17 protein-coding genes are annotated in these 21,533 nt (G+C 57.8%); 8 read left to right on the forward strand and 9 right to left on the reverse strand.

Going from position 1 to position 21,533, the window contains the following annotated elements; genetic code table 11:
- Positions 1-6: 6 nt before the first annotated feature.
- The 4 genes from SynMEDNS5_RS10595 to rpsT all read right to left on the reverse strand — a co-directional run bounded on the left by SynMEDNS5_RS10595 (position 7) and on the right by rpsT (position 6,682).
- Positions 7-1,911 carry a DNA-directed RNA polymerase subunit gamma gene (locus SynMEDNS5_RS10595; RefSeq protein ID WP_186583347.1) on the reverse strand — a complete coding sequence of 635 codons (1,905 nt, stop codon included), beginning with the start codon at positions 1,909-1,911 and terminating at the stop codon, positions 7-9.
- Positions 1,912-1,959: 48 nt separating this feature from the next.
- On the reverse strand, positions 1,960-5,253 hold the full coding sequence (gene rpoB / locus SynMEDNS5_RS10600) for a DNA-directed RNA polymerase subunit beta (RefSeq protein ID WP_186583348.1): 3,294 nt from the start codon (positions 5,251-5,253) through the stop codon (positions 1,960-1,962).
- Positions 5,254-5,526: 273 nt separating this feature from the next.
- A complete protein-coding gene (locus SynMEDNS5_RS10605; protein ID WP_186583349.1) occupies positions 5,527-6,312 on the reverse strand; it encodes a TatD family hydrolase in 786 nt (261 codons plus the stop codon).
- Between the two features lie 61 nt (positions 6,313-6,373).
- Positions 6,374-6,682, reverse strand: coding sequence for a 30S ribosomal protein S20 (gene rpsT / locus SynMEDNS5_RS10610; protein ID WP_186583350.1), 309 nt, complete (start codon positions 6,680-6,682; stop codon positions 6,374-6,376).
- Positions 6,683-6,772: 90 nt separating this feature from the next.
- Between rpsT and hisD the strand changes: the two genes are divergently transcribed.
- A complete protein-coding gene (hisD, locus tag SynMEDNS5_RS10615) occupies positions 6,773-8,116 on the forward strand; it encodes a histidinol dehydrogenase (RefSeq protein ID WP_186583351.1) in 1,344 nt (447 codons plus the stop codon).
- Between the two features lie 2 nt (positions 8,117-8,118).
- Here the strand turns inward: hisD and rpiA are convergent, their stop codons facing one another.
- The 3 genes from rpiA to SynMEDNS5_RS10630 form a co-directional block, all read right to left on the reverse strand.
- Positions 8,119-8,835 carry a ribose-5-phosphate isomerase RpiA gene (gene rpiA / locus SynMEDNS5_RS10620; RefSeq protein WP_186583352.1) on the reverse strand — a complete coding sequence of 239 codons (717 nt, stop codon included), beginning with the start codon at positions 8,833-8,835 and terminating at the stop codon, positions 8,119-8,121.
- Between the two features lie 36 nt (positions 8,836-8,871).
- Complete coding sequence (locus SynMEDNS5_RS10625) at positions 8,872-9,930, reverse strand: trypsin-like peptidase domain-containing protein (protein ID WP_255440390.1); 1,059 nt, start codon at positions 9,928-9,930, stop codon at positions 8,872-8,874.
- A gap of 125 nt (positions 9,931-10,055) precedes the next feature.
- Complete coding sequence (locus tag SynMEDNS5_RS10630; RefSeq protein ID WP_186583353.1) at positions 10,056-13,262, reverse strand: glycosyl hydrolase family 18 protein; 3,207 nt, start codon at positions 13,260-13,262, stop codon at positions 10,056-10,058.
- A 3-nt stretch (positions 13,263-13,265) separates the two neighbouring features.
- On the opposite strand from SynMEDNS5_RS10630, the gene SynMEDNS5_RS10635 reads away from it, so the two are divergent.
- The gene (locus tag SynMEDNS5_RS10635; protein ID WP_186583354.1) at positions 13,266-13,496 is read left to right on the forward strand and encodes a hypothetical protein; all 231 of its coding nucleotides are present in this window, start codon (positions 13,266-13,268) and stop codon (positions 13,494-13,496) included.
- Between the two features lie 858 nt (positions 13,497-14,354).
- On the opposite strand, the gene SynMEDNS5_RS10640 is transcribed toward SynMEDNS5_RS10635, so the two are convergent.
- Positions 14,355-16,169, reverse strand: a complete 1,815-nt coding sequence (locus SynMEDNS5_RS10640; RefSeq protein WP_186583355.1) for a cellulose binding domain-containing protein — start codon at positions 16,167-16,169, stop codon at positions 14,355-14,357.
- 288 nt (positions 16,170-16,457) lie between these two features.
- Positions 16,458-17,162, reverse strand: coding sequence for a response regulator transcription factor (locus tag SynMEDNS5_RS10645; RefSeq protein WP_186583356.1), 705 nt, complete (start codon positions 17,160-17,162; stop codon positions 16,458-16,460).
- Positions 17,163-17,290: 128 nt separating this feature from the next.
- Here SynMEDNS5_RS10645 and grrP (SynMEDNS5_RS10650) point away from each other — a divergent pair, with 128 nt between their 5' ends.
- The 6 genes from grrP (SynMEDNS5_RS10650) to grrM all read left to right on the forward strand — a co-directional run bounded on the left by grrP (SynMEDNS5_RS10650) (position 17,291) and on the right by grrM (position 21,498).
- Positions 17,291-18,196 (forward strand): extracellular substrate binding-like orphan protein GrrP, encoded by a 906-nt coding sequence (gene grrP / locus SynMEDNS5_RS10650; protein WP_255440138.1) that lies wholly within the window; start codon positions 17,291-17,293, stop codon positions 18,194-18,196.
- 46 nt (positions 18,197-18,242) lie between these two features.
- Positions 18,243-18,605, forward strand: coding sequence for a GrrA/OscA1 family cyclophane-containing rSAM-modified RiPP (gene grrA / locus SynMEDNS5_RS10655; RefSeq protein WP_186583357.1), 363 nt, complete (start codon positions 18,243-18,245; stop codon positions 18,603-18,605).
- Between the two features lie 50 nt (positions 18,606-18,655).
- A complete protein-coding gene (locus tag SynMEDNS5_RS10660; protein ID WP_186583358.1) occupies positions 18,656-18,925 on the forward strand; it encodes a hypothetical protein in 270 nt (89 codons plus the stop codon).
- A gap of 113 nt (positions 18,926-19,038) precedes the next feature.
- Positions 19,039-19,977, forward strand: coding sequence for an extracellular substrate binding-like orphan protein GrrP (gene grrP / locus SynMEDNS5_RS10665; protein WP_186583359.1), 939 nt, complete (start codon positions 19,039-19,041; stop codon positions 19,975-19,977).
- Between the two features lie 34 nt (positions 19,978-20,011).
- A complete protein-coding gene (gene grrA, locus SynMEDNS5_RS10670) occupies positions 20,012-20,350 on the forward strand; it encodes a GrrA/OscA1 family cyclophane-containing rSAM-modified RiPP (protein WP_186583360.1) in 339 nt (112 codons plus the stop codon).
- Complete coding sequence (grrM, locus tag SynMEDNS5_RS10675) at positions 20,347-21,498, forward strand: cyclophane-forming radical SAM/SPASM peptide maturase GrrM/OscB (RefSeq protein WP_186583361.1); 1,152 nt, start codon at positions 20,347-20,349, stop codon at positions 21,496-21,498. Before grrA (SynMEDNS5_RS10670) ends, grrM begins: the two co-directional genes overlap by 4 nt.
- The last annotated feature ends 35 nt before the right edge of the window (positions 21,499-21,533 follow it).

Below are 21,533 nucleotides of genomic sequence, written 5' to 3' on the forward strand. Positions count from 1 at the left end.
TGAGCGTCAGGTGGCTGCCACCGCGTCGATGATCGTGTGATTCATCACCACGCGGCCCACGGTGGTGAGGATGTAACGGCTGATCAGCGCTCCATCTTCATCAAAGCGGTCTCTGCGGTAAGTCCACTGCTCGAACCGGGTGCCGTCCGCGAGCGTTTCACTGCTCAGAGGTTCTTCACGCTCATCGTCATCTTCAACTTCACCGTTGAAGCGCACCCAGACCCAGTCATGCAGACCGAGGCGCTTGTCTTCGAAAGCATGAATCACATCCTCAAGATCCGAGTAGGTGCGTGAACGATCACCGAACTCAACCGGTTGGATGTCGGGCTGCAGAGCCGTTAGGTAATAGGCGCCAAGAACCATGTCCTGGGAGGGCGTAATGATCGGTTCGCCAGTCGCAGGAGACAGGATGTTGTTGCTAGCCAGCATCAACATGCGTGCCTCGGTCTGAGCTTCGATGGCCAGGGGCACGTGCACAGCCATCTGGTCTCCGTCGAAGTCGGCGTTGAAGGCCGGGCAGACCAGGGGGTGAAGTTGAATAGCACGACCGTCGACCAGCTTGGGCTCGAAGGCCTGGATGCCCAGACGGTGGAGCGTGGGCGCACGGTTGAGCATGATCGGGTGACCGTCGATCACTTCCTGCAGCACCTGCATCACTTCATCGTCAGCGCGCTGAATGAGCTTCTTGGCCGCCTTGATGTTGTTGACGATATTTTGACGGATCAAGCGATGGATCACAAACGGCTGGAAGAGCTCGATCGCCATCTCCTTGGGAAGACCGCACTGGTGCATTTTCAGCTTGGGACCAACCACAATCACGGATCGACCTGAGTAGTCGACACGCTTGCCGAGGAGGTTCTGACGGAAGCGCCCCTGCTTGCCCTCGATGATGTCACTGAGGGACTTCAGAGGTCGATTGTTGGCACCGACCACAGTGCGACCGCGGCGGCCGTTGTCGATCAGTGCATCAACAGCCTCCTGCAGCATCCGCTTCTCGTTGCGGACAATGATTTCAGGGGCCAGGATTTCCTGAAGGCGGGCCAGACGGTTGTTGCGGTTGATGACCCTGCGATACAGGTCATTCAGGTCGGAGGTGGCGAAGCGGCCACCGTCGAGCTGCACCATCGGACGCAGATCGGGCGGAATCACCGGAATCACATCCAGCACCATCCATTCCGGACGGGCATTGGTGGCCACAAAGTTGTCAATCACGCGCAGGCGCTTGATCAACTTCGCCCGCTTCTGCCCCTTGCTGCCGGCGATCTCCTCGCGCAGCTGCTCTGCCACTTCATTAAGAGTGAGATCTTCGAGAAGCTGCTTGAGAGCCTCGGCGCCGATGCCAACAACAGGCTCGTTTTCAATCTCTGAATCTTCGGCGTAGATCTCATCTTCGATTTCCAGCCACTCATCTTCCGTGAGGAGCTGCTTGTACTTCAGGTCCTTGTGATCACCGGGATCCAGCACCACATAGCAGTTGAAGTAAACGATCTGCTCAACATCCCGCAGCGGCATATCCAGCAGGATGGCCACATAGCTGGGAATGCCTTTGAGGTACCAGACGTGGGACACAGGAGCAGCGAGCTTGATAAAGCCCATGCGGTGACGACGCACCCTGCTCTCGGTGACTTCCACACCACAACGTTCACAAACGATGCCGCGGTGACGGACACGTTTGTATTTGCCGCAGTGACACTCCCAATCTTTGGAAGGCCCGAAGATTTTTTCGCAAAACAAGCCGTCCATCTCCGGCTTGAGTGTGCGGTAGTTAATGGTTTCGGGCTTGGTGACCTCACCCACCACCTGACCATTAGGAAGGGTGCGTTGCCCCCACTCCATCACCCGGTCAGGTGAAGCAAGCGTGATCTTGACGTAGTCGAAGTGGTTTTCGGTGCGGAGATTGCTGTTGGTCATTGACGGTTAAGGGAGAAGAAGCGTTGTGTCAGATCGTTCGTCAGTCCGTCAGTCCTCGTCGTAATCCGCGACGCCGAGGGATTCGTAAGTGGGACGACTTGGGGTGCTGCGACGCGGATTCACGTCTTGCATGAGATCCACCTCCTTGCCTTCATCAGTGAACACGGCGATGTCCAGACCCAGGGACTGGAGTTCGCGCATCAGCACCTTGAAGGATTCCGGTGTACCGGGCCTGGGGATCGGCTTGCCCTTCACGATGGCGTTCAGAGCCTCATTGCGTCCCTGCATGTCGTCGGACTTGACCGTGAGCAGTTCCTGCAGGGTGTACGCCGCGCCGTAGGCCTCCAGAGCCCACACCTCCATCTCACCGAGACGCTGGCCGCCCTGCTGAGCCTTGCCGCCCAGGGGTTGCTGCGTCACCAGGGAGTAAGGACCGGTGGAACGAGCGTGGATCTTGTCATCCACAAGGTGGACCAGCTTGAGGAAGTGGGAGTAACCCACGGCAACGGGCTGGTCGAAGGGCTCGCCGCTGCGGCCATCGATCAGCTGAAGCTTGCCGGGATCATCCGGGTTGTAGATCCATTCCTTGCCTGGCTGCTTGGCGGCCTCCTTGAGGTAGGCCTCCACAGTCTGCTGAGACTTTTCAGCCCCATACATCTCATCAAACGGAACCACCTTCACGCGACAGTCAAGATTCGCTGCTGCCCAGCCCATCAGCAGTTCGAAGACCTGACCAACGTTCATGCGGCTTGGCACACCAAGGGGGTTCAGAACGATGTCAACCGGGGTGCCGTCGGGGAGGTATGGCATGTCCTCCCGAGGAAGAATCCGGCTGATGATCCCCTTGTTGCCATGACGACCAGCCATCTTGTCGCCCACCTGGATCTTGCGGCGTTGCGCCACATAGACCCTGACCACCATGTTGGCGCCCGGTGGGAGCTCATCACCTTGCTCACGGGTGTAGATGCGCACATCCACGACCCTGCCGCGCTCAGTGCTGGGAACCCGCAGTGAGTTATCGCGAACGTCGCGCGCTTTCTCACCGAAGATCGCTCGCAGGAGTTTCTCTTCAGGAGGTTGGTCGGACTCACCTTTGGGAGTGACCTTGCCCACCAGGATGTCGCCGCTCTCCACGAAAGCACCAATGCGGATGATGCCCATCTCATCGAGATTGCCGAGGCTTTCTTCGGCCACATTGGGAATTTCCCGAGTGATCTCTTCAGGGCCGAGCTTGGTCTGACGGGCCTCGATCTCGTACTTCTCGATGTGCACCGAGGTGTACAAGTCATCATTGACCAGACGCTCACTCACGAGAATCGCGTCCTCGTAGTTGTATCCCTCCCAGGGCATGTAGGCGATCAGAACATTCTGACCAAGGGCGATTTCACCGCCTTCGCAGGCTGAGCCATCCGCAAGAACCTGACCCACAATCACCGGATCGCCCTGACGCACGATCGGACGCTGATTGAGGCAGGTGTCCTGATTCGAACGCTGGTACTTCTGTAGATAGTGAGAGTGATCCACACCGTCTTCGTCTCGGACGACGATCGCAGTGGCGTCCACGAAGGTCACGGTGCCGTTGACCCGGGAGATGGGAACCATGCCGGAGTCGCGAGCTACCTGGGTTTCCAGGCCCGTGCCGACCAGGGGGCGTTCGGGGCGCAGGAGAGGGACGGCCTGACGCTGCATGTTCGATCCCATCAGGGCACGGTTGGCATCGTCGTGCTCCAGGAAAGGAATCAGCGAGGTGGCAACGGAGATCACCTGAACAGGTGAGAGCTGCACATAATCCACCTGCTCCGGCGGCACCTTCTCGAAATCCTGGCGATAGCGAACGGGAATGAGGTCCGCCAGGATCGCTCCATCGCTGTCCGTAGCGACATCGCCAGGGGCCACTCGACACTCATCCTCCAGGTCAGCTGAGAGATAGATGGGATCACCCTGCTTCAGAACGCGGCCGTTCTCCACCTTCCAGAAGGGGGTTTCGATAAAGCCGTACTCGTTGACCCGGGCATGGGTCGCCAAGGAGTTGATCAGACCGGCATTGGGGCCTTCGGGCGTCTCGATCGGGCAGAGGCGGCCGTAGTGAGAAGGATGAATATCGCGCACCGCGAAGCCGGCCCTTTCACGGGTGAGACCTCCAGGACCGAGGGCGGAGATGCGGCGCTTGTGCGTGAGCTCAGCCAGCGGGTTCGTTTGATCCATGAACTGGCTCAACTGGCTCGAGCCGAAGAATTCCTTGATCGCAGCGACCAGCGGCTTGGGATTCACCAGCTGGGCAGGGGTGAGGGAATCGGTCTCACCAACCGTCATGCGCTCCTTGATGATCCGCTCAAGTCGATTGAGACCCACGCGCACCTGGTTCTGGAGAAGCTCGCCAACGGATCGCACACGACGGTTGCCGAGATGGTCGATGTCATCGAGGCTGGCCCCGCCCACATCGAGCTCGAGATTGATCAGATAGTCGAGGGTGGAGAGAACGTCCTCATGGGTAAGGGTGCGAACCGAATCCGGAATCGTGAGACGAAGCTTCTTGTTGATCTTGTAGCGACCAACCCGGCCGAGGTCGTAACGCTTGGGATCGAAGAAACGGGTCTGAAGCAGTTGCTGGCCACCACTCACTGAAGGGGGTTCGCCCGGACGCAGCTTCTTATAAAGCTCCAACAGAGCTTGATCTTCAGAACTGATGCCTTCGTCGTTAGCCGCTTCAATCGACTTTTTGTAATACTCCGGATGACGGAGCTTGTCGATCACATCGTTATCAGACAAGCCCATGGCGCGCATCAGCACATGGGCATTGATTTTCCGGGTCTTATCAACCCGAACGTGCAACAGATCGTTCTTATCCGTTTCAAATTTCAGCCAAGCGCCACGGTTCGGAATCACGCTCGCGTTGTAGGTGCGGCGTCCGTTCTTATCCTGTTCGTCCTTGAAATAAACACCGGGGCTGCGCACGATCTGATTCACGATCACGCGCTCTGCGCCATTGATGATGAACGTGCCGCGTTCGGTCATCAGCGGGAGCTCGCCGATGAAGACCTCCTGCTCCTTGATCTCACCGGTCTCCTTGTTAACCAGCCGGCAAGTCACATACATCTGCGAGGCAAAGGTGGCATCGCGACGCTTGGCCTCCTCCACATCATGGCGGGGACGCTTCAGACGGTATTCACTGCCGACGAAATGAAGTTCGAGCTTTCCTGTGTAGTCGGTGATCGGGGAAAAACTCTCCAGTTCTTCGATCAGGCCCTTCTCCAGGAACCACTTGAAACTGGCCCGCTGCACCTCCACCAGATCAGGGAGATAGGTGGCGGTCTTGGCGACCTGAATCGCGCTGCTGCTCATGCGGAGACCTGCAGTATCAGAAGGTGGACGTAGTAAGGGCCTGAAGGGAAGAACTGAACGAACCGCTGAGAACCTTCAACCAAGACGGCAAGGTCGATCCCCGAAGGAGAACAACCACCGCGACACTGGTTTCAGAACACTCGGGTCAGAACAGCTGACGTCGTCAATGCACCGATTGGTAATGGACGCTTCGGAAGCCAGAGAACAGTGAACTGCATCTGACCAGGCCAATAAAACATCTTACACTTTCAACGTAACGATTCCGCTTGAGAGTCAGGGAAGCCTGAACAATGTCCTCGCATTGGCCGTGCTGGTCTCGGCCACTTGTTCAAGGGATTGCTCTCTGAGCTCTGCGACGCGGGAGGCCACTGCCGCAACGAAGGCTGGTTCGTTGCGCTTTCCCCGACGAGGGACCGGCGCGAGGAAGGGGCAATCCGTCTCTACAAGAAACCGATCCTGGGGCACCTGCCTGGCGCAATCGTGCGTGGGAACGGCCTTCGGAAAGGTGACCGTGCCGCTGAAGCTGATGTAGAAGCCGAGATCCAGGAACTGATGCATTTCCTCCGGAGTGCCGCCCCAGCAGTGCATCACTCCAGCAGGACAGCACCCCCTGGCCTGACGTGCACGCAACTCCTCCAACATGGGTTCTGCCGCATCGCGGCAATGCACGATCACCGGCAAGTTGAGCTCAACCGCCAGATCGAGCTGGGGGCGGAGGATGGCCAACTGCTCAGGAAGGTTCTTGTCACGAAAAAGATCAAGACCAAGTTCACCGATGGCCACCACCCGATCATCGGCGCAGGCAGCATCCCGCAAAACTGCCTGCGTATCTTCAGCCCAGTGCTCCGTATCAAGCGGATGGACACCCACCGAGTACCGCATCTCCGGGAACCGATCCGCAAGAGCGCGAATCGCTGGAATCTCCGAAGGCTCAACACAAGCATGCAACAACGACGTTACGCCTGCGTCACGCCAACGTGCCGCAACAGCCTCCAGGTCTTCGTCAAAATTTCTGAAGACGATGTGACAGTGACTGTCGATCAGGGATGGAATCGCCATATCGGGTTCTGAAACGCGCCTTCAGAACCCATTCTGCCGAAAGCCGGAACTTTTCCGGAATTCAGCTGGCGCTTGCCGGCGCTGGATCAATCGCCTTCTTCACTGCCACGCTCAAACGAGCCTTCTGGTGGGCACCGGCATTGCGATGAAGCACGCCGCATTTCACGGCCTTATCAATCTTGCTGAAGGCTGCGTTCATGCTGGATTGAACGCTTGTCTTGGCCTCATCGCCGGGGGTCGCGCTGTAAGCATCACACGCACTGAAGCAGCGCTTCATCAACGTGCGCATCGACGACTTGTAGGCCTTGTTTTGAAGGCGGTTGCGCTCAGCGATCTCGACGCGCTTCTTTGAGGACTTGTTATTGGCCACAGAGCCTTTGATCTGATCGACAATCCATAACCATAGCGCAGCACTTCCAAACCCATTTTTTCTATCCAAGCTTGGAACTAGCTTGTACCCATGCACAATCAGCCGTTGACAACCACATCGAGCCCCCCTACCAGCGTCGAAGCGTCTGTGATCCAAACCATCGACGCGATCAGCGATGCAGAACAGCGACTGGATCAGATCGCCACCCGCACAGCCGGACAATCCCAGCGAGACGCAGCGAAAAGCGTCGAATCCATCCTCGCCCAGGTGAGAGGGGACGGGGATCAGGCCCTGATGGAACTCACCCAGCAGTTCGACGGGTTTGTCCCCGACCCGCTCCAGGTCCCCAGCGAAGAACTTCAGCGTGCCTGGGATACCACCCCTCCCGACCTCAGGGATGCCTTGGAACTGGCCCACCGGCGGATCCAGGATTTCCACCAGCGTCAAAGGCCTCTGGATCTCGAGGTCAAAGGAGTTCATGGTGAGCGTCTTGGGAGACGCTGGCGTCCAGTTCAGGCCGCTGGCCTGTATGTCCCCGGAGGACGGGCCTCATACCCGAGCACGGTGCTGATGAACGCTGTACCAGCTCGGGCTGCGGGCGTGGAGAGACTGGTGATGGTCACCCCCGCGGGATCCGACGGGACCGTGAACCGCACCGTTCTCGCCGCAGCCCACTTGGCAGGGGTGCGCGAGGTGTATCGGATCGGTGGGGCTCAGGCGATTGCGGCCCTGGCGTTCGGCACCGAAACCATCCCGAAGGTCGACGTGATCAGCGGGCCTGGCAATCTTTACGTGACCCTGGCCAAGAAGTTCGTCTATGGGCAGGTGGGAATTGACTCACTCGCAGGCCCCAGCGAAGTGCTGGTGATTGCGGATGCGTCGGCCAACGTGAAACAGGTTGCAGCGGATCTCTTGGCCCAGGCGGAACATGATCCGCTTGCGGCTGCGATCCTGCTCACCACCTCAAGCGCCCTGGCAGAGGCGCTGCCTGCTGAATTGGAGCAACAACTTCAAAAAAACCCACGGGAAGCCATCTGCCGGCAATCCCTGCAGCAGTGGGGACTCGTCGTGGTCTGCGACAACCTCGAAACCTGCGCGTCGCTGAGTGACCGGTTTGCCCCTGAACACCTTGAGCTTCTTGTTGAGCGGCCTCGCATGCTGGCGGATCGCATCCAGCAAGCCGGAGCCATCTTCATCGGACCCTGGAGCCCGGAAGCCGTGGGGGATTACCTTGCGGGCCCGAATCACACGCTGCCCACCTGCGGCGCAGCGCGTTACAGCGGTGCGCTCAGCGTGGAAACCTTCATGCGTCACACCTCACTGATTGAATTCAGCCGTGAAGCCCTCGAAGCCACCGGTGGTGCCGTCATTGAACTGGCCGGCAGTGAAGGACTACACAGCCATGCCAATTCGGTGAAGATTCGCCTTCGCTGAACTCAGCTGGCCCTCTCGAGGCTGCGTGCGCTGGCAACACCATCGTCAACCTGACCAACGAGCACCTCGTCGGCCAGGTTGACGAACAAACCGTTCTCGAGGACGCCGGGAATATTGTTGATCTCTTTCTCGAGAGAGGCGGGATCAGCAATGCCCCCTTCAAATCGCACATCCAGAACCAGGTTGCCCTGATCGGTTACCACCGGACCAGCCTTGCGTGTCGCCATGCGCAGTTCGGCTTCGCCACCCATGGCTTTCAGTTGCTGGCTGATCTGAACCCAGGCTCCTGGCAGGACCTCCACAGGAAGCAAAAATCCGAGATTCAGACGCTCCACAAGCTTGGTGGAATCGACCACCACGATGAAACGGTCGGCACGGGCAGCAACAAGCTTTTCTTGCACGTGGCAAGCACCACCCCCCTTGATCAATTGGAACGCTGGATCCACTTCATCAGCACCGTCGATCGCCAGATCAATCCGGTCCACTGCGTTGAGGCTGCGAAGAGGAATGCCCAGTTCTGCAGCAAGAACCTCGCCCTGGAAGGACGTGGTCACTCCCACGATGTTTCTCAGCTGACCGGTGGCAAGGCGTTCCCCCAAACCCTTGATCATTAGAGCCGCCGTGGAGCCAGACCCCAGACCCACCACCATGCCGTCGCGGAACTGCTTCACAGCCGCATCAGCAACGGCCTGCTTCATCTGATTCTGAAGTTCCGACATGGTCCGGTAGCGTTCGGCGAGACCGTAGCAAGGGTTTCAGCTCAATCCCGGTAAGGGCTCCGGTTTGACGGAAACCTGCAGATCGCGCTCACCGCGGATAATCGAGAGCGAAAGGGGCTGGTTGATCTCCGCCCGATCCACCTGCTGCAACAGATCCTGAGGGTCATCGATGGGCATCTCGCCGGCCTGGATCACCAGATCACCCCTGCGCAATCCCGCTTTCTGAGCTGGACTGTCCGGAAGAACAGACTGCACCAGGGCACCAGCCCGTTCGGGCAGTGCAACCAGAGCATTGGGGTCCTCGTTGTGCGCCCGGGCGATGCGAGCGGTGAGGGCGATCAGCTGAACGCCGAGGTAAGGGTGCACCACTTCGCCGGCTGCTTGCAGCTCGTCCGTCACCCGGCGAGCCAGGTTGATGGGGATTGCGAACCCCAAGCCTGCTCCGGGACCTGAACGGACCAACGTATTGATCCCGATCACCCGGCCTTCTGCGTTCACCAGAGGTCCACCGGAGTTGCCAGGGTTGATGGCGGCGTCGGTCTGGATCAGATCAAGACGCTTGTCAGAGAAACCAAGACTGCTGATATTGCGGTGCAAGCTGCTGACGATCCCGAGCGTGACCGTTCGCTCCAGGCCGTAGGGGGTGCCAAGGGCAATGGCCCAGTCGCCGACCTCGAGGGCTTCGGAATCTCCTAGCCGTGCCGCAGGCGGCAGGGTGCTGCCTTTCAGTCGCACCAGAGCCAGATCGGTGACTGGATCACGGCCGATCACGTCGCCATCGCGTTGTTCGCCATTTGCGAGGGTCACATTCACCTGCTCCACCTGCTCCACCACATGGGCATTGGTAAGCACAAGCCCTTCGCGGTCGATCACCACTCCCGAACCCTGCCCGCGTTGACGCTCGGGGCCATAACCAAAGCTGGGCTCACCGAGGAGATCTCGCAGCAGTGGGTCGATCAAGTTGGGGTCAAAGGGCTGACGCTCCACCACGCGCTCGGTGTCGATCCGGACGACAGCTGGAGCCACATCACGAACCGCATCAGCAACGAAACTGTGACTGCCAGGCAAAGCAGCAGAGGCCGCAAGCGCCTGCATCGGCTGCAACAGGGTCAACAGCAGAGCCGCGACGATCCCCTGCAACCGCACAAACCTGACCATCGATGACTGACCTGAACCCACAGGCATGAGCAGAGCAACTCCGCTCACGCTAGGGGTCTTATTCAGGCAAGGAGAAGGAAGTCGTCGAGACCGAATACCCCATCACCACCGACGATGAAATCAAACGCCGGAGCGCGCCCGACCACCTCGGCATAGCTGACCCCCTGGCGAAGCAGATCGTCTGCAGCGTTCACCAGGCTGGCCTCCCCTTCAGCATCGTTACTGAGCGCCCAAAACATCATTCCACCGAGACCCTTCTCTTCCACGTAAGCCGCCTTACCCGCAATGGTGGCAGTGGTCTCGAACGAGCTCCACTCGTCCCCGTCGTAGAGGAACGCGGCTTTGTTGTCGTCATCCCAGTAGAGAGTTCGAGCGCCCGTCACAACATCGTCGAGCAGTTCCTTGTAGTCGTAGACACCGGCCTCGAACGAACCCTCGGCATCACGACCGGAGCCAGGTTGTTGATAGCCGAAGGTTCCCCCATCAGACACATTGCCCCAGGCGCGGGTGTAAGCGGGAGCCCCCAACACCACCTTGCTCAGATCCACGCCAGCACTCTCAAAAACATCGACAGCCCCGGTGACGTCGTAGTTGTTGGCATCCCCGGTCATCGCCGCCTGATGGCCCGTGATGCTCTCCCAACCGCCATGAAAGTCATAGGTCATCACGTTGTAGAAATCGACATAAGGGTCAATTCCTTCGAGGTTGAGATTGGCCAGCTTCTCTTCTCCACCGGCCGTGGCAATCGACACCTCAAAGTCACGCCCGGTCTCTTCCGATAAATCATTCAGGGCCGTGCGCAGGTCGCGCAGAACCAGCTCGAAGTTGGCGCCATCGCTGGCAGAGACCGCATTGCCGGCCTTGCCGCCACCGCCTGGATATTCCCAATCGAAATCGACCACATTGAAGAAGTCGTAGGTCTCGAAAATACGCACGGTTTCGCTCACGAACTTGTCGCGACCCTCCTGGGTGGCGTAAGCGGTGCTGAACTCATCGGAGAGCGTCCAACCACCGAGGGCAAAGCCGAGGTTGACCTCCGGATTGAGTTCCTTGAAGCGACGCAACTGCTCAAAATTGCCCGCATCGTTCGTGCCAACCCCGTTCCAACCCACAGGAACCGAGGCCACCGTGATGGAGTCACCGCTCTGCGTAGTGGTGTAGCGCCCTGAGTTTTCATAGACATCCCGCAGCTCCAATGCCACAGCGTCGTATTCATCGGAGGTAAAAGTGCGGCTGACTTGATCGGCCTGAGGGAAACGTTTCTGCAGAGCCGCAAATTCATCGAACAGGGTGATCGACCCATCCGCTTTCACATCAAAGAAGCTGTAGTTCATGTGGGTCATCGACTGACCGTCGACATCCGAGAGGTTGATATCACGGGTGTAGATGCCCCACTCCTCGAAGTAGGTCACCACCCGTTTGTCAGTTGTGCCATCGGGGCGCTCATAGTCGATTGTGACGGTGCCGCCCTCAGTGACGGTGCTGGCCTCGGTGACGGTGCTGGCCTGAGGGGCTGTGGTGCCAACATCCAAGGACTCGTCCGCCTCAACGCTTTCAGACTGTTCAGAAGCACCAGGAGCCACGTTGGCGGTGGAGGCAAGATCAAAGGCCTGATTCGGATCGACGAAATCGCCGGATCCTTGGTAGTAAGAACTTTGTGAGGCGCCCGCAGCCAGGGGTGCTGACCAAGATTTGGGCGACAGGGTGATGGCATACCGTCCATCGTCACGAAGCGTGTTGGTGAACTCGAAGTTGCTGACGCTCTTGAGGGGTGCATCGGAGACAAAGCTCACCGACCAGTCCGTGCCGACAGACGCACCGGTCGTGTTCGTGACTGTGACGTTTCCAGCGAAGGTCCCCGACCAACCACCGGTGATGGTGGCGGACACCTCCAGAGCCGAGAGATTGGGATCGCTTTGGGTGTTGGTGTCGGGGTCGGGGTCGGGGTCGGGGTCGGGGTCGGGGTCGGGGTCGGGGTCGGGGTCGGGGTCATGCTCCATCGATTCGTGGTCGCCCATGGAATGGCTGTCGTGGGGAGGCTGCGCATTCACCGCCGCATCGCCGGCCCGGGTCTGGGATCCATCCGTCAGCTCACCGGCAGGAGCCTCAGGAGTCAAAAGGCCAAGGCCGGTGGCGGTGCGGTCCTTGAGCGTCAGCGACTCAACCGAGCGATCAAAGGGGATCTCCAGGTTGTCTTCAACGATCTGGTCGAAATGGAATTCCAGGCTGGCGCTGGGGATGTCACTCAGGTTGGTGTTCTTGAAGATGAAGGTCTGCCCGGTGGGCTCAGTCGCAATCACCAAGTCGGCACCGACCTGCTCCACCGAAAGGAGCTCTCGGGTGCCGTAATAGAGAAAACTGATCTTGTCAGTGGCTGGATCAAAGTCGGTGATGGTCTCGACCTTGCCGTATTCATGAGAACGGATGTAGGTGGTATTGGCATCCTTCTCGCCGACGCCCAACTCCCAGGACACAACGCCACCGAGGTCTTGACGCAGGTGTTCATTGCCAACCACGCCATAGTCCTCAAGGGCCAGCTGGTCGTAGGTCACCCCCACGAGGGTCATTTTCTGAGCGTCATTCCAGGGGCTCAGAAAGGTGACATAGCCCTCTTCCGTCTTACCGAGAATCAAGTTGTGGACAGACTGGCCGCCGAAATCCAAACGATCGATGCCAGGCCGGAAATCGGTGACCTCCCCTGAATAAACATCGACCTCGAAAACGCGTGCTGGTGCATCGCTCACCGGTGCTTCATCACCGGTGCCGCCCTCGGTGACACTGTCACCCTGAGGAGTCTGGGCGCCAGCATCAGGATTGGGATCTGAATCCGATTCAGACCCCGAACTTTCCCCGGCCGAGTCGGTGAAGAACAGTGCGCTCGTTAATGGTCCGCTGTTCGCCAGACCGGCACTGACAGCGTTAAAGCTGACGTCGATGCTCTCACCTGCACCAATCGTGCTGTTCCAGGCCGCAGGAGTCAGCGTCACCCTGTAGCCACCTCCATCGAGGGCCTCCAACTGTGCGGCACCAGCCCAGCTCTGGAAATCACTGTGGGGCGTTTCGAAGCTCACCGACCAGTTGTCGATTGCACTTTCGGATGTGTTGGTGATCGTGAGCGTTCCACTCATGCCCCCCCAATAAAGGGATCCACTGGCTTGCAGATGAAGGTTGCCGGCGTGGTAGCCATGGTTATGCCCACCTGAGTGATCATTACCAGCGTGATCGTCACTGGAATGCTCCCCCTCCTCGTGCTCCTGATGCGAGTGCATGGAGTGGTCGGCTGGCTCACCGCTGGCAAGCTGAGCGCCGGTGGAATACACAGGATTCCCGGACTCAACCTGAAAACCATCCGTGATAGCTCCAGCCGGTGCTGCCGGAGTGAGCAGAATTGTCCGATCAACAAGCGCAACATCGTTCTGGTTAAAACCCAACACCGCTTCCAGATTGTCTTCGCGGACCTGATCGAAATGAAACTCGACATTGTCAGCCCGGAGTTCTGTTGACCGGACTCCTTCCAGCAGCACGCTTTGACCACTGGGTTCCACCGAAATCAACAGTCCCTGATCAGTATCGACCGACGAAACACGTTCCCTCGTTCCAAGATAGATAAAGCTGATTTTGTCTGTTTCAGGGTCAAAATTGCTGACAATTTCTTGCACCCCATACTCGTGGGATCGGATATAAACCGTTTCAGAAACGGCATTGCCAGGCTCTGTGAAGACGATACGACCCTGCGAGTCAGCAGCTACCGCATCGTTGCGAGGCCCAACATTAAGCTCCCAGGAAATCACACCACCCGCGTCAGCCCTGAGATGCTCATTGCCCACAGGAGCGAAGTTTTCAATAGACAGCTGATCCCAGCGCACAGGATTACCACTTGGGTCAGTGATTCGCTGATAAGAATTATCTTGCCATGGATTGACGACAACAGCCGATCCATCCACCAGCTTCCCAAGGATCAAACCGTGAACGGAGGTATCACCAAAGTCCAGTCGATCTCTAGAGGGATCAAACCCAGAAATCTCACCAGAAGTACTGACCCGATAGACAACACCGCCACCTACAAAATCCATGGAGCAATTCGAGACATCTCTAGATTCTGATCAAAAGAGCACCTTCATGAACACCCTTCATCTGAAGGGTGTTCATGAAGATTCAGACAAACTCATTAACACTTCAGGCACACCTCAGGGGTTTTTCAGACGATCACAACTGAAGTACGACTTATCCTTTGCGATCTGGAATAATCCTCTGAATAGCTGACGGTTCGGAACTAGAAAGCCACACCCGAAAATAAAAACCATCTCCCCCAACGAGAAGATGGTTGATTCTTTTAAACCCTGGCGCTGGGAACAACAGCCTCAGACAGTCATCCCCTGATCAGCCATGACCATCCCAGGCATGGGGAAGCCCGAAACGCCCGTGAGCTCTCCATCGCCATTCAAGTCGGTAGCGAAGCCCGCTTCCAAACCGCGGCTAATGGCTTTCTCCTCAGAGATCCAACGCCCGCGGCCAAACAATTCACCCTCCTCGTCGAAACGGAACACTCGGAATTGACCATCACGATCTCCCTCGCCTTCGGCAAGAACCCTGAAGCCACCACCGAATGCATCCTTTGCAGCAAGAAAGTCCCACCGATCTGACGTGGCATCCGACAACGCCTTACCGGAGCGTCGAACAAGAGCGATGGTCTCATCACCACGGGCAATGGCATAGCCAGAATCATTGCCAATCAGCTCGAGCGACTGTGAGGCCAAGGGATTGACTGCATCCATCACCTGGCCAGTGATGACATCGGGCGTCATAGCAGACGTGTCCATTCCCATGCTCATGTTCATTCCCGTCTCCATTCCCATCTCCATCGTCATCGACGCCTGGGCGGGAGCAAAGAAATTGCTCCGGGTCAGCGAGCCGCTATTGGGCATCCCTTCACCCTGTGCATTGAAGCTGATGGAAATCTCACCATTGGCAGGAATGCTGTCATTCCAATCAGCAGGAGTAAACGTCACACGATTGAGACCATTTCCTACATCCTCAACAGTTGCATTACCAGCCCAACTCTGAAACTGGTCATGGGGAGTGAGGAAAGAAACCTCCCAGTCGTCGACGGCAAATCCCATGGGATTTCTGACAATCAGATTACCGCCCATGCCGCCGCCCCACCAAAGGGATCCATCCACTTCCAACTGAAGGCAGCTGTTATGCACATTCGAACCACCAGGCAGATTCATCACCACTTTGGTTAGATCCGGAGGCGTCATATCCATATCCATTCCCATATCCATGCCCACATCCATGCCCATGTCCATATCCATGCCCATGTCCATTCCCATATCGATTCCCGTGTCCATGGGCATGTCCATTTCGGAACCCATGTCCTGAGATGTTTGTTCAGCAACCTCTTGCTGTTCAGCACGTTCCTGAATTTGACGCGTGCTCTCTTCCAGGCTCCTGGGCTGACCAGGAGCTTCTCCGGAGGCCGTCACAAATGCCCCTACTCGCGTTTGAAAACCATCGGTAGGACCACCTTCTGGCGTGAAGAGCATGGTGCGGTCCACCAGGGACAGTTGTTCAGGCTGGAAGCCGAATGCTCTATCGAGAAGATCCTCCTGGATCTGATCGAAATGGAATTCCAGATTGGCACCGATCAGCTGCTCTTTCTGTACCCCTTTGAAAACGAAACGCTGACCGATTGGCTCAGAGCTGATCACCAGGTCTGCGCCTTCATTCACTACTGAAAGACGCTCCCTCGTTCCGAAGTAGAGGAAATTGATCTTGTCGGTGACAGGATCAAAATTCTCAATCGTCGTGACACTGTCACGTTCATGCGAGCGAATATAGACCGTACTCTCTCGATCAGGATTTCCAGAATCAAAGGCAGGGCCAATGCCCTTTTCCCAGGAGAAAACGCCACCAATATCTCCCCGCAGGTGCTCATTGCCCACGGGAGCGAAATTGCTTTCACTCAGGTCACTCCATTGAATTCCCTGACCATTTGCTCCAAGAATCCGCTGAAACTGATTGGGCTGCCATGGATAAACGATTGTGGCCGTTCCATTAGGTTCCTCACCGAGAATCAGGCTATGAACAGAAATGTTGCCGAAATCCAGCTGATCATTCGCTGGATCAAAGTTGGTGATGTCCTGAGAAAAATTGCCGACTTGAATGCGAGCCATAGATTCATGTTGTTCAAGGCCCCGTCATCATTGACGCGTTCTCAGATCACAAGCACCCTGCAATCAAAGGGTTGGTGGCCGCATCCAGACGCACCCTGCGTCATGGATGTCACCATCTGTTTGCAGCCAAGGAAGATCCGGTTACATCCTCTTCGCAAGGAGTTGATCAAAGGATCACAATCACAGCCGTGCTTCTGGATTCCAAGGGCGCTCTCCAGACACAAACGATGAAGATCTCATCGTTGTCAGACGAGTCGCGCGCCAGTCGTTCAACTGGTTCTGATGCGATTAATCCACCCAGTGACGCCGAATGCCCTCTACGGCAGCAGCGGTTCGATCCCTCACGTTCAACTTGCGCATGATGGATTGCACATGCCCTCTCGCCGTGGTCTCTGCAATTGAGAGCGCCTCACCGATCCCCTTGTTTGTGAAGCCGTTGCAAAGCAGCTGAAGCACCCGGCGCTCCTGCTCCGACAGAACGTGGTTGCCATTGAGTTCATGCTTCTTGATGGCAAAAGGAATTGCAGGATCCACAAACCGCACTCCCGCCAGAATCGACTCCACCGCATTCACGATCGCCATCAGATCAAGACTGGGGCGGGCCAGCACCACATCCGAAGGGCTGGCCAGCGCCTCTTTCAGCCTCGGTGAGTCGATTTGCTCCAGGGTGAACACAGTGGCGATGGGCGACTGAGGCACTGATCGCTGCTCGAGATCAGCCACGAGCGCAAGCCCATCCCCGCTTTCCAGATGCTCACTGACGAAGGCCAATAGGGGACCACGAACGTCATCGAGACAGGCCAACGCTTCTCGGTGCGTCGTGGCAATTCCCACCAGACGGCTGGGGTGATCGTCGTGATGCAGGGCAAAACAACTGGCCAGAGCCAGGGCATAGGGGCGATTGTCAGTCGCCACCAGAATCCGGTGATTCTGAGACAAGTCCTGCAGGTGCTGACTGAGCGTTCGGAAGGAATCGTCAATCGTGATCAACATCCATTCACTCCCCTTCTCATCACCTGTTCAGCATGAGCGCTCCCTCCACGGCAGCGCCAGAGGGAATAGCCAGATTGACCGGCTTTCCCTACCAATGAGAGGGAGATCCCTCCAGCCGTGGCTACCCCATGCCCACCGATCGCGTCCTGAGGCCCGCCCTGATCTGTGTCCTCAGTCTTCTGGCCTTTGGTTGCCAAGCGAAGCCTCCATTGGCTGACCCTGGAGCGAACAAAAGGAGCGATGGGCAACTGCGGACTGTCGTGGTGGGGGAAGAGCTTCCCCTGGTGAAGAAAACAGACGCGGGCTTCGACGGTTTGAGCTTTGTCTTCATCGAAGCCATCCGTGATCAGCTCAGCCACACCGATGGAAAGGAAATTGCAATCCAGACGATCCCCGTCAAAACCCTGCGCGAAGCACAGTCCCTGCTGGAGCAAGGCAAAGCAGATCTGGCCTGTGGTGTGGATTTCAGCTGGAAGCGACAGACTCTGCTGGATTACACGCTGCCCTTTGCCTCAACTGGAATCCGTCTCCTGGCTCCTGAAGGGAATGACGGCACCCCTGACAGTCTTCAAGGCAAGACCATCGGGGTCGTGAAGGGCAGTGTTGCCGCCTCAGTGCTGGCCAACAACCTTGAAACAGCAACGTTCCAATTCTTTTCGTCTCCAGCACAAGCATTGAGCGCACTGAAGGAAGGAACGATTGAAATCCTCGGCGGAGACAGCCTTTGGCTGCAAGCCAGCCGCGAGGGGGTCGCACCCAAAGATGATCTCGTACCGAATCAGCCCTACGCCCGCACATCTGTGGCTTGCGTCGTAACCGAGGGAGATGCATCCCTTTTGGACGCCAGCAATCTCGCCATCGGTCGGGTGCTGCAGGACTACGTGGACGGGGATCAAGCCGTTCGCAAAGAGATCAACAGCTGGATCGGCCCTGGCAGTGCTGTGGGCTTAAGCGACGACGACATCGCCCACTACTACAGCGTTGTGTTGGCAACGGTGACGGAATTCAGAAAAGACACGGATCAATCCAACTGATGCCTCACCGACGACCAGCCGCTCTCCCCCACTCGTTGGAATCACCATGAAACTCAAAAGTCCCCTGCTCAGCTTGCTCACGTTGATGGCCGCTTGCTCCACGCTTCAGCAGGGCGCCTCTGCCCGCGTTTTCGTTGAACCTGATCCTGGCCTGGCTCTCGAGCGTCGCGTGAGTGCGCTCAATCTTGACCAACTGCAGCAGCAGCAAGAGCAACTCCTGGCCCGCCACTGGAGGAACGGTGGTGGCTGGGGCAACGGCGGTGGGCGCCGCTGGCGCAATGGCGGCTGGGGCAATGGCGGCTTCCGCAACGGAGGATGGCGGAACGGCGGGTTCCGCAATGGAGGCTGGGGAAATGGTGGCGGAATTGGCTGGGCGAATGGTGGTCCCGGGATCACCATTCGCTGGTGAAGCAGCCGCCAGTGAGAGCATTACCCTTCTCTCACCGCTGAACTGTTTCCATGACGAGCACTGAACCGGGGTCTCAACGCTGCGCGCTCTGCCAGGTCGAGATTCAGGGCGAAGGCTCGGCCACTGATCGTGTGCTCTTCAGCAGAGGAACCCCCGGCACTCGCGGCAAACTCTGGGCAAGGGTCTGTCAGTACCTCAAAACCGACGAACAGAAGCAGCAGTGCATCAACCAGGATCCAGCCCTGCGTGGGGCACCCCAGCCCGGCGATGGCTTCGAAGAAATCACCGCCATTCAGCTCGGGGATGGTGGCCAGGTTTGATGGCGTGAGCTGATCCTGCGTCGATCCCAATCAGGCATCATTTGCTCGGATGTAGTGGACTCTTCTGCCGTACGTGCCTAGACGTAAGCGAGATACGTCCTGACTGCGTCGTCATGCGTCTGATCCAGAGAGCCGCCACTGGCCTGCTCGCCTTCTCCACGTTGGCTCTGGTTGCATGCCAGAACAAAGAAGCAAGCCAAACATCTGACTCACAATCTTCCGCATCAGCCCCAGAGCAATCGACCAGCAACGTTTTCGACACAGGCAAGCTTCGCGCTGTTGTGATCGGCGATGCCCTGCCGATGGTGAAGAAGGATGGTGATAACTACGACGGCCTGTCGTTCGTGGTTCTCGAAGCCATTCGGGATCAACTCAATGTGTCCCCGCTGAAAAAAGACAAGGACATCGACATCGAACCTGTTGCCGTTGGATCGGCGCAGGAAGGACTCAACAAAATCCGTTCCGGGGCGGCTGATATCGCCTGCGGCGTGGCCTTCAGCTGGAAGCGCCAACGCACCCTCACCTACACCCTTCCCTTCGCCATGGGTGGGGTGAGGGTGCTGGCCCCTCAAGGCAACGATGGAACCCCTGACAGCCTGAATGGGCAGACGGTTGGTGTGGTGAAAGACAGCGTGGCTGCCAATGTTCTGGCCTCATCGGTGGATGACGCCTCCTTCCAGTTCTTCGACACCCCCGACGAAGCGCTTGCGGCGCTCAAGGACGGAACGGTGAAGGTTCTCGGCGGCGACAGTCTCTGGCTGAAGGCCAACCAAGCTGCAACCGCTCCTGAAGCAGCGCTGGTCCCTGCACTTCCCTACGCACGCTCTGGCATCGGCTGCGTGGTGGCTGGAACCACCCCCAAGCTTTTGAACATGAGCAACCTGGCCATCGGACGTCTGCTCTCGGCCTACGTCAACGACAACGACGAAGTCCGCAGTGAAATCAACAACTGGGTCGGCAGTGGCAGCACCTTGGGCCTCAGCGATGACCAGATCGGCAGCTTCTTCACGATCGTGTTGTCCACTGCAGCCGAATTCAACAAGCAGTCCTGACCCTGACCCGTTCGTCCATTCTCATTTCTGAACCATGAACAAAACCAGTCTGCTGAGCCTTGCCGCCGTCCTTGCGACCAGCGCAATTCTCTGCGAATCCTCGAAAGCCGCCGTGCACCGCGAGCCTGATCTCGGCAATGCGCTCGAACAGCGCATTGAACGGATGGGAACGAAGGCCTGGGCCCTCCTCGACAGCAACGGCATCACCGGCACCACTCCCGACTCCATCGCCAGGGCCTGGGGCAACGGCGGTGGCCGGGCCTGGGGCAACGGTGGCCGGGCCTGGGGCAACGGTGGCGGTGGCCGTGGCTTCGCTAACGGCGGCGGCGGCGGCTTCGCCAATGGCTACCGCGGCGGTTTCGCGAACTGGTGAACACGTCTGACTACGGCCCCATCGGTCTTCTGGTGATCCAGTCGACGTCCCTCTGCAATCTCGACTGCAGCTACTGCTACCTACCAGACCGACAGAAGCGGAACATCTTCAACCTCCAGCAGCAGCTACCCCTGCTGCTGGAGCGGGTGTATGAAAGCCCGTTTTGGGGTCCCCATCTTTCGATTCTCTGGCACGCCGGAGAACCCCTCACCCTGCCGACTGCTTTTTACGACGAAGCCAGCGTCATCATCAATCGTGAAACGGCTGATCTCCAGGCCCAGGGGGTAGTGATTGAGCAACATATTCAGACCAATGCCACGTTGATCAACGACGCCTGGTGTGAATGCTTCCAACGCAACAACATCGTGGTGGGCGTCAGCATTGATGGTCCTGAAGAAATTCACAACAGTCACAGGCGGTTCCGCAATGGCCAGGGATCCCATGGGCACACCCTGAATGGCATCCGCACCCTCAGGAAGCACAACATCGACTTTCACGCGATCGCCGTGCTCACTGAGGATGCTCTTGATCAACCCGAACGCATGTACACCTTCTTCCGCGATGAGGGGATTCATGCGCTTGGGTTCAACGTGGAGGAGCAGGAGGGTGTTCATACCAACTCCTCGATGCAGGGACTGGCCAAGGAACGGCGTTACCGCGAGTTTCTCTCCCGTTTCTGGACCCTTAATCAACAGGACGGTTTTCCTCTGCGCATCCGGGAATTCGACCAGGTGATGGGCATGATCGCCGGCGGTCAACGTCTGCTACAGAACGAAATGAACCGTCCTTACGCGATTCTGAGCGTGGATGCGAAGGGCAACTTTTCCACCTTCGACCCCGAGCTGCTCTCGGTGGAAACCGAGCGCTACGGATTGTTCAACCTCGGCAACATCCGCGATCTCTCACTCTTGGATGCCACCGAAGGCGCCCCATTCCAGCGCCTGCTGCAGGAGATGCAGGCGGGAACAGAGCGCTGTCAACAGACCTGCGAGTACTACGGGTTCTGCGGAGGCGGAAACGGCAGCAACAAGTACTGGGAGCATGGGAGTCTTGATGCCGCAGAGACCTGCGCCTGCCGCTTCTCGAGCCAGATCCCTGTTGACGTGGTGCTGAACAAGATGGAACTGGAGAGTGCAACCAGCCCCTGAAGCACTCCCTCAACATTCCCTCATCGAGCTCATTC

Source organism: Synechococcus sp. MEDNS5, from assembly GCF_014279875.1.
Taxonomy (GTDB): domain Bacteria; phylum Cyanobacteriota; class Cyanobacteriia; order PCC-6307; family Cyanobiaceae; genus Synechococcus_C.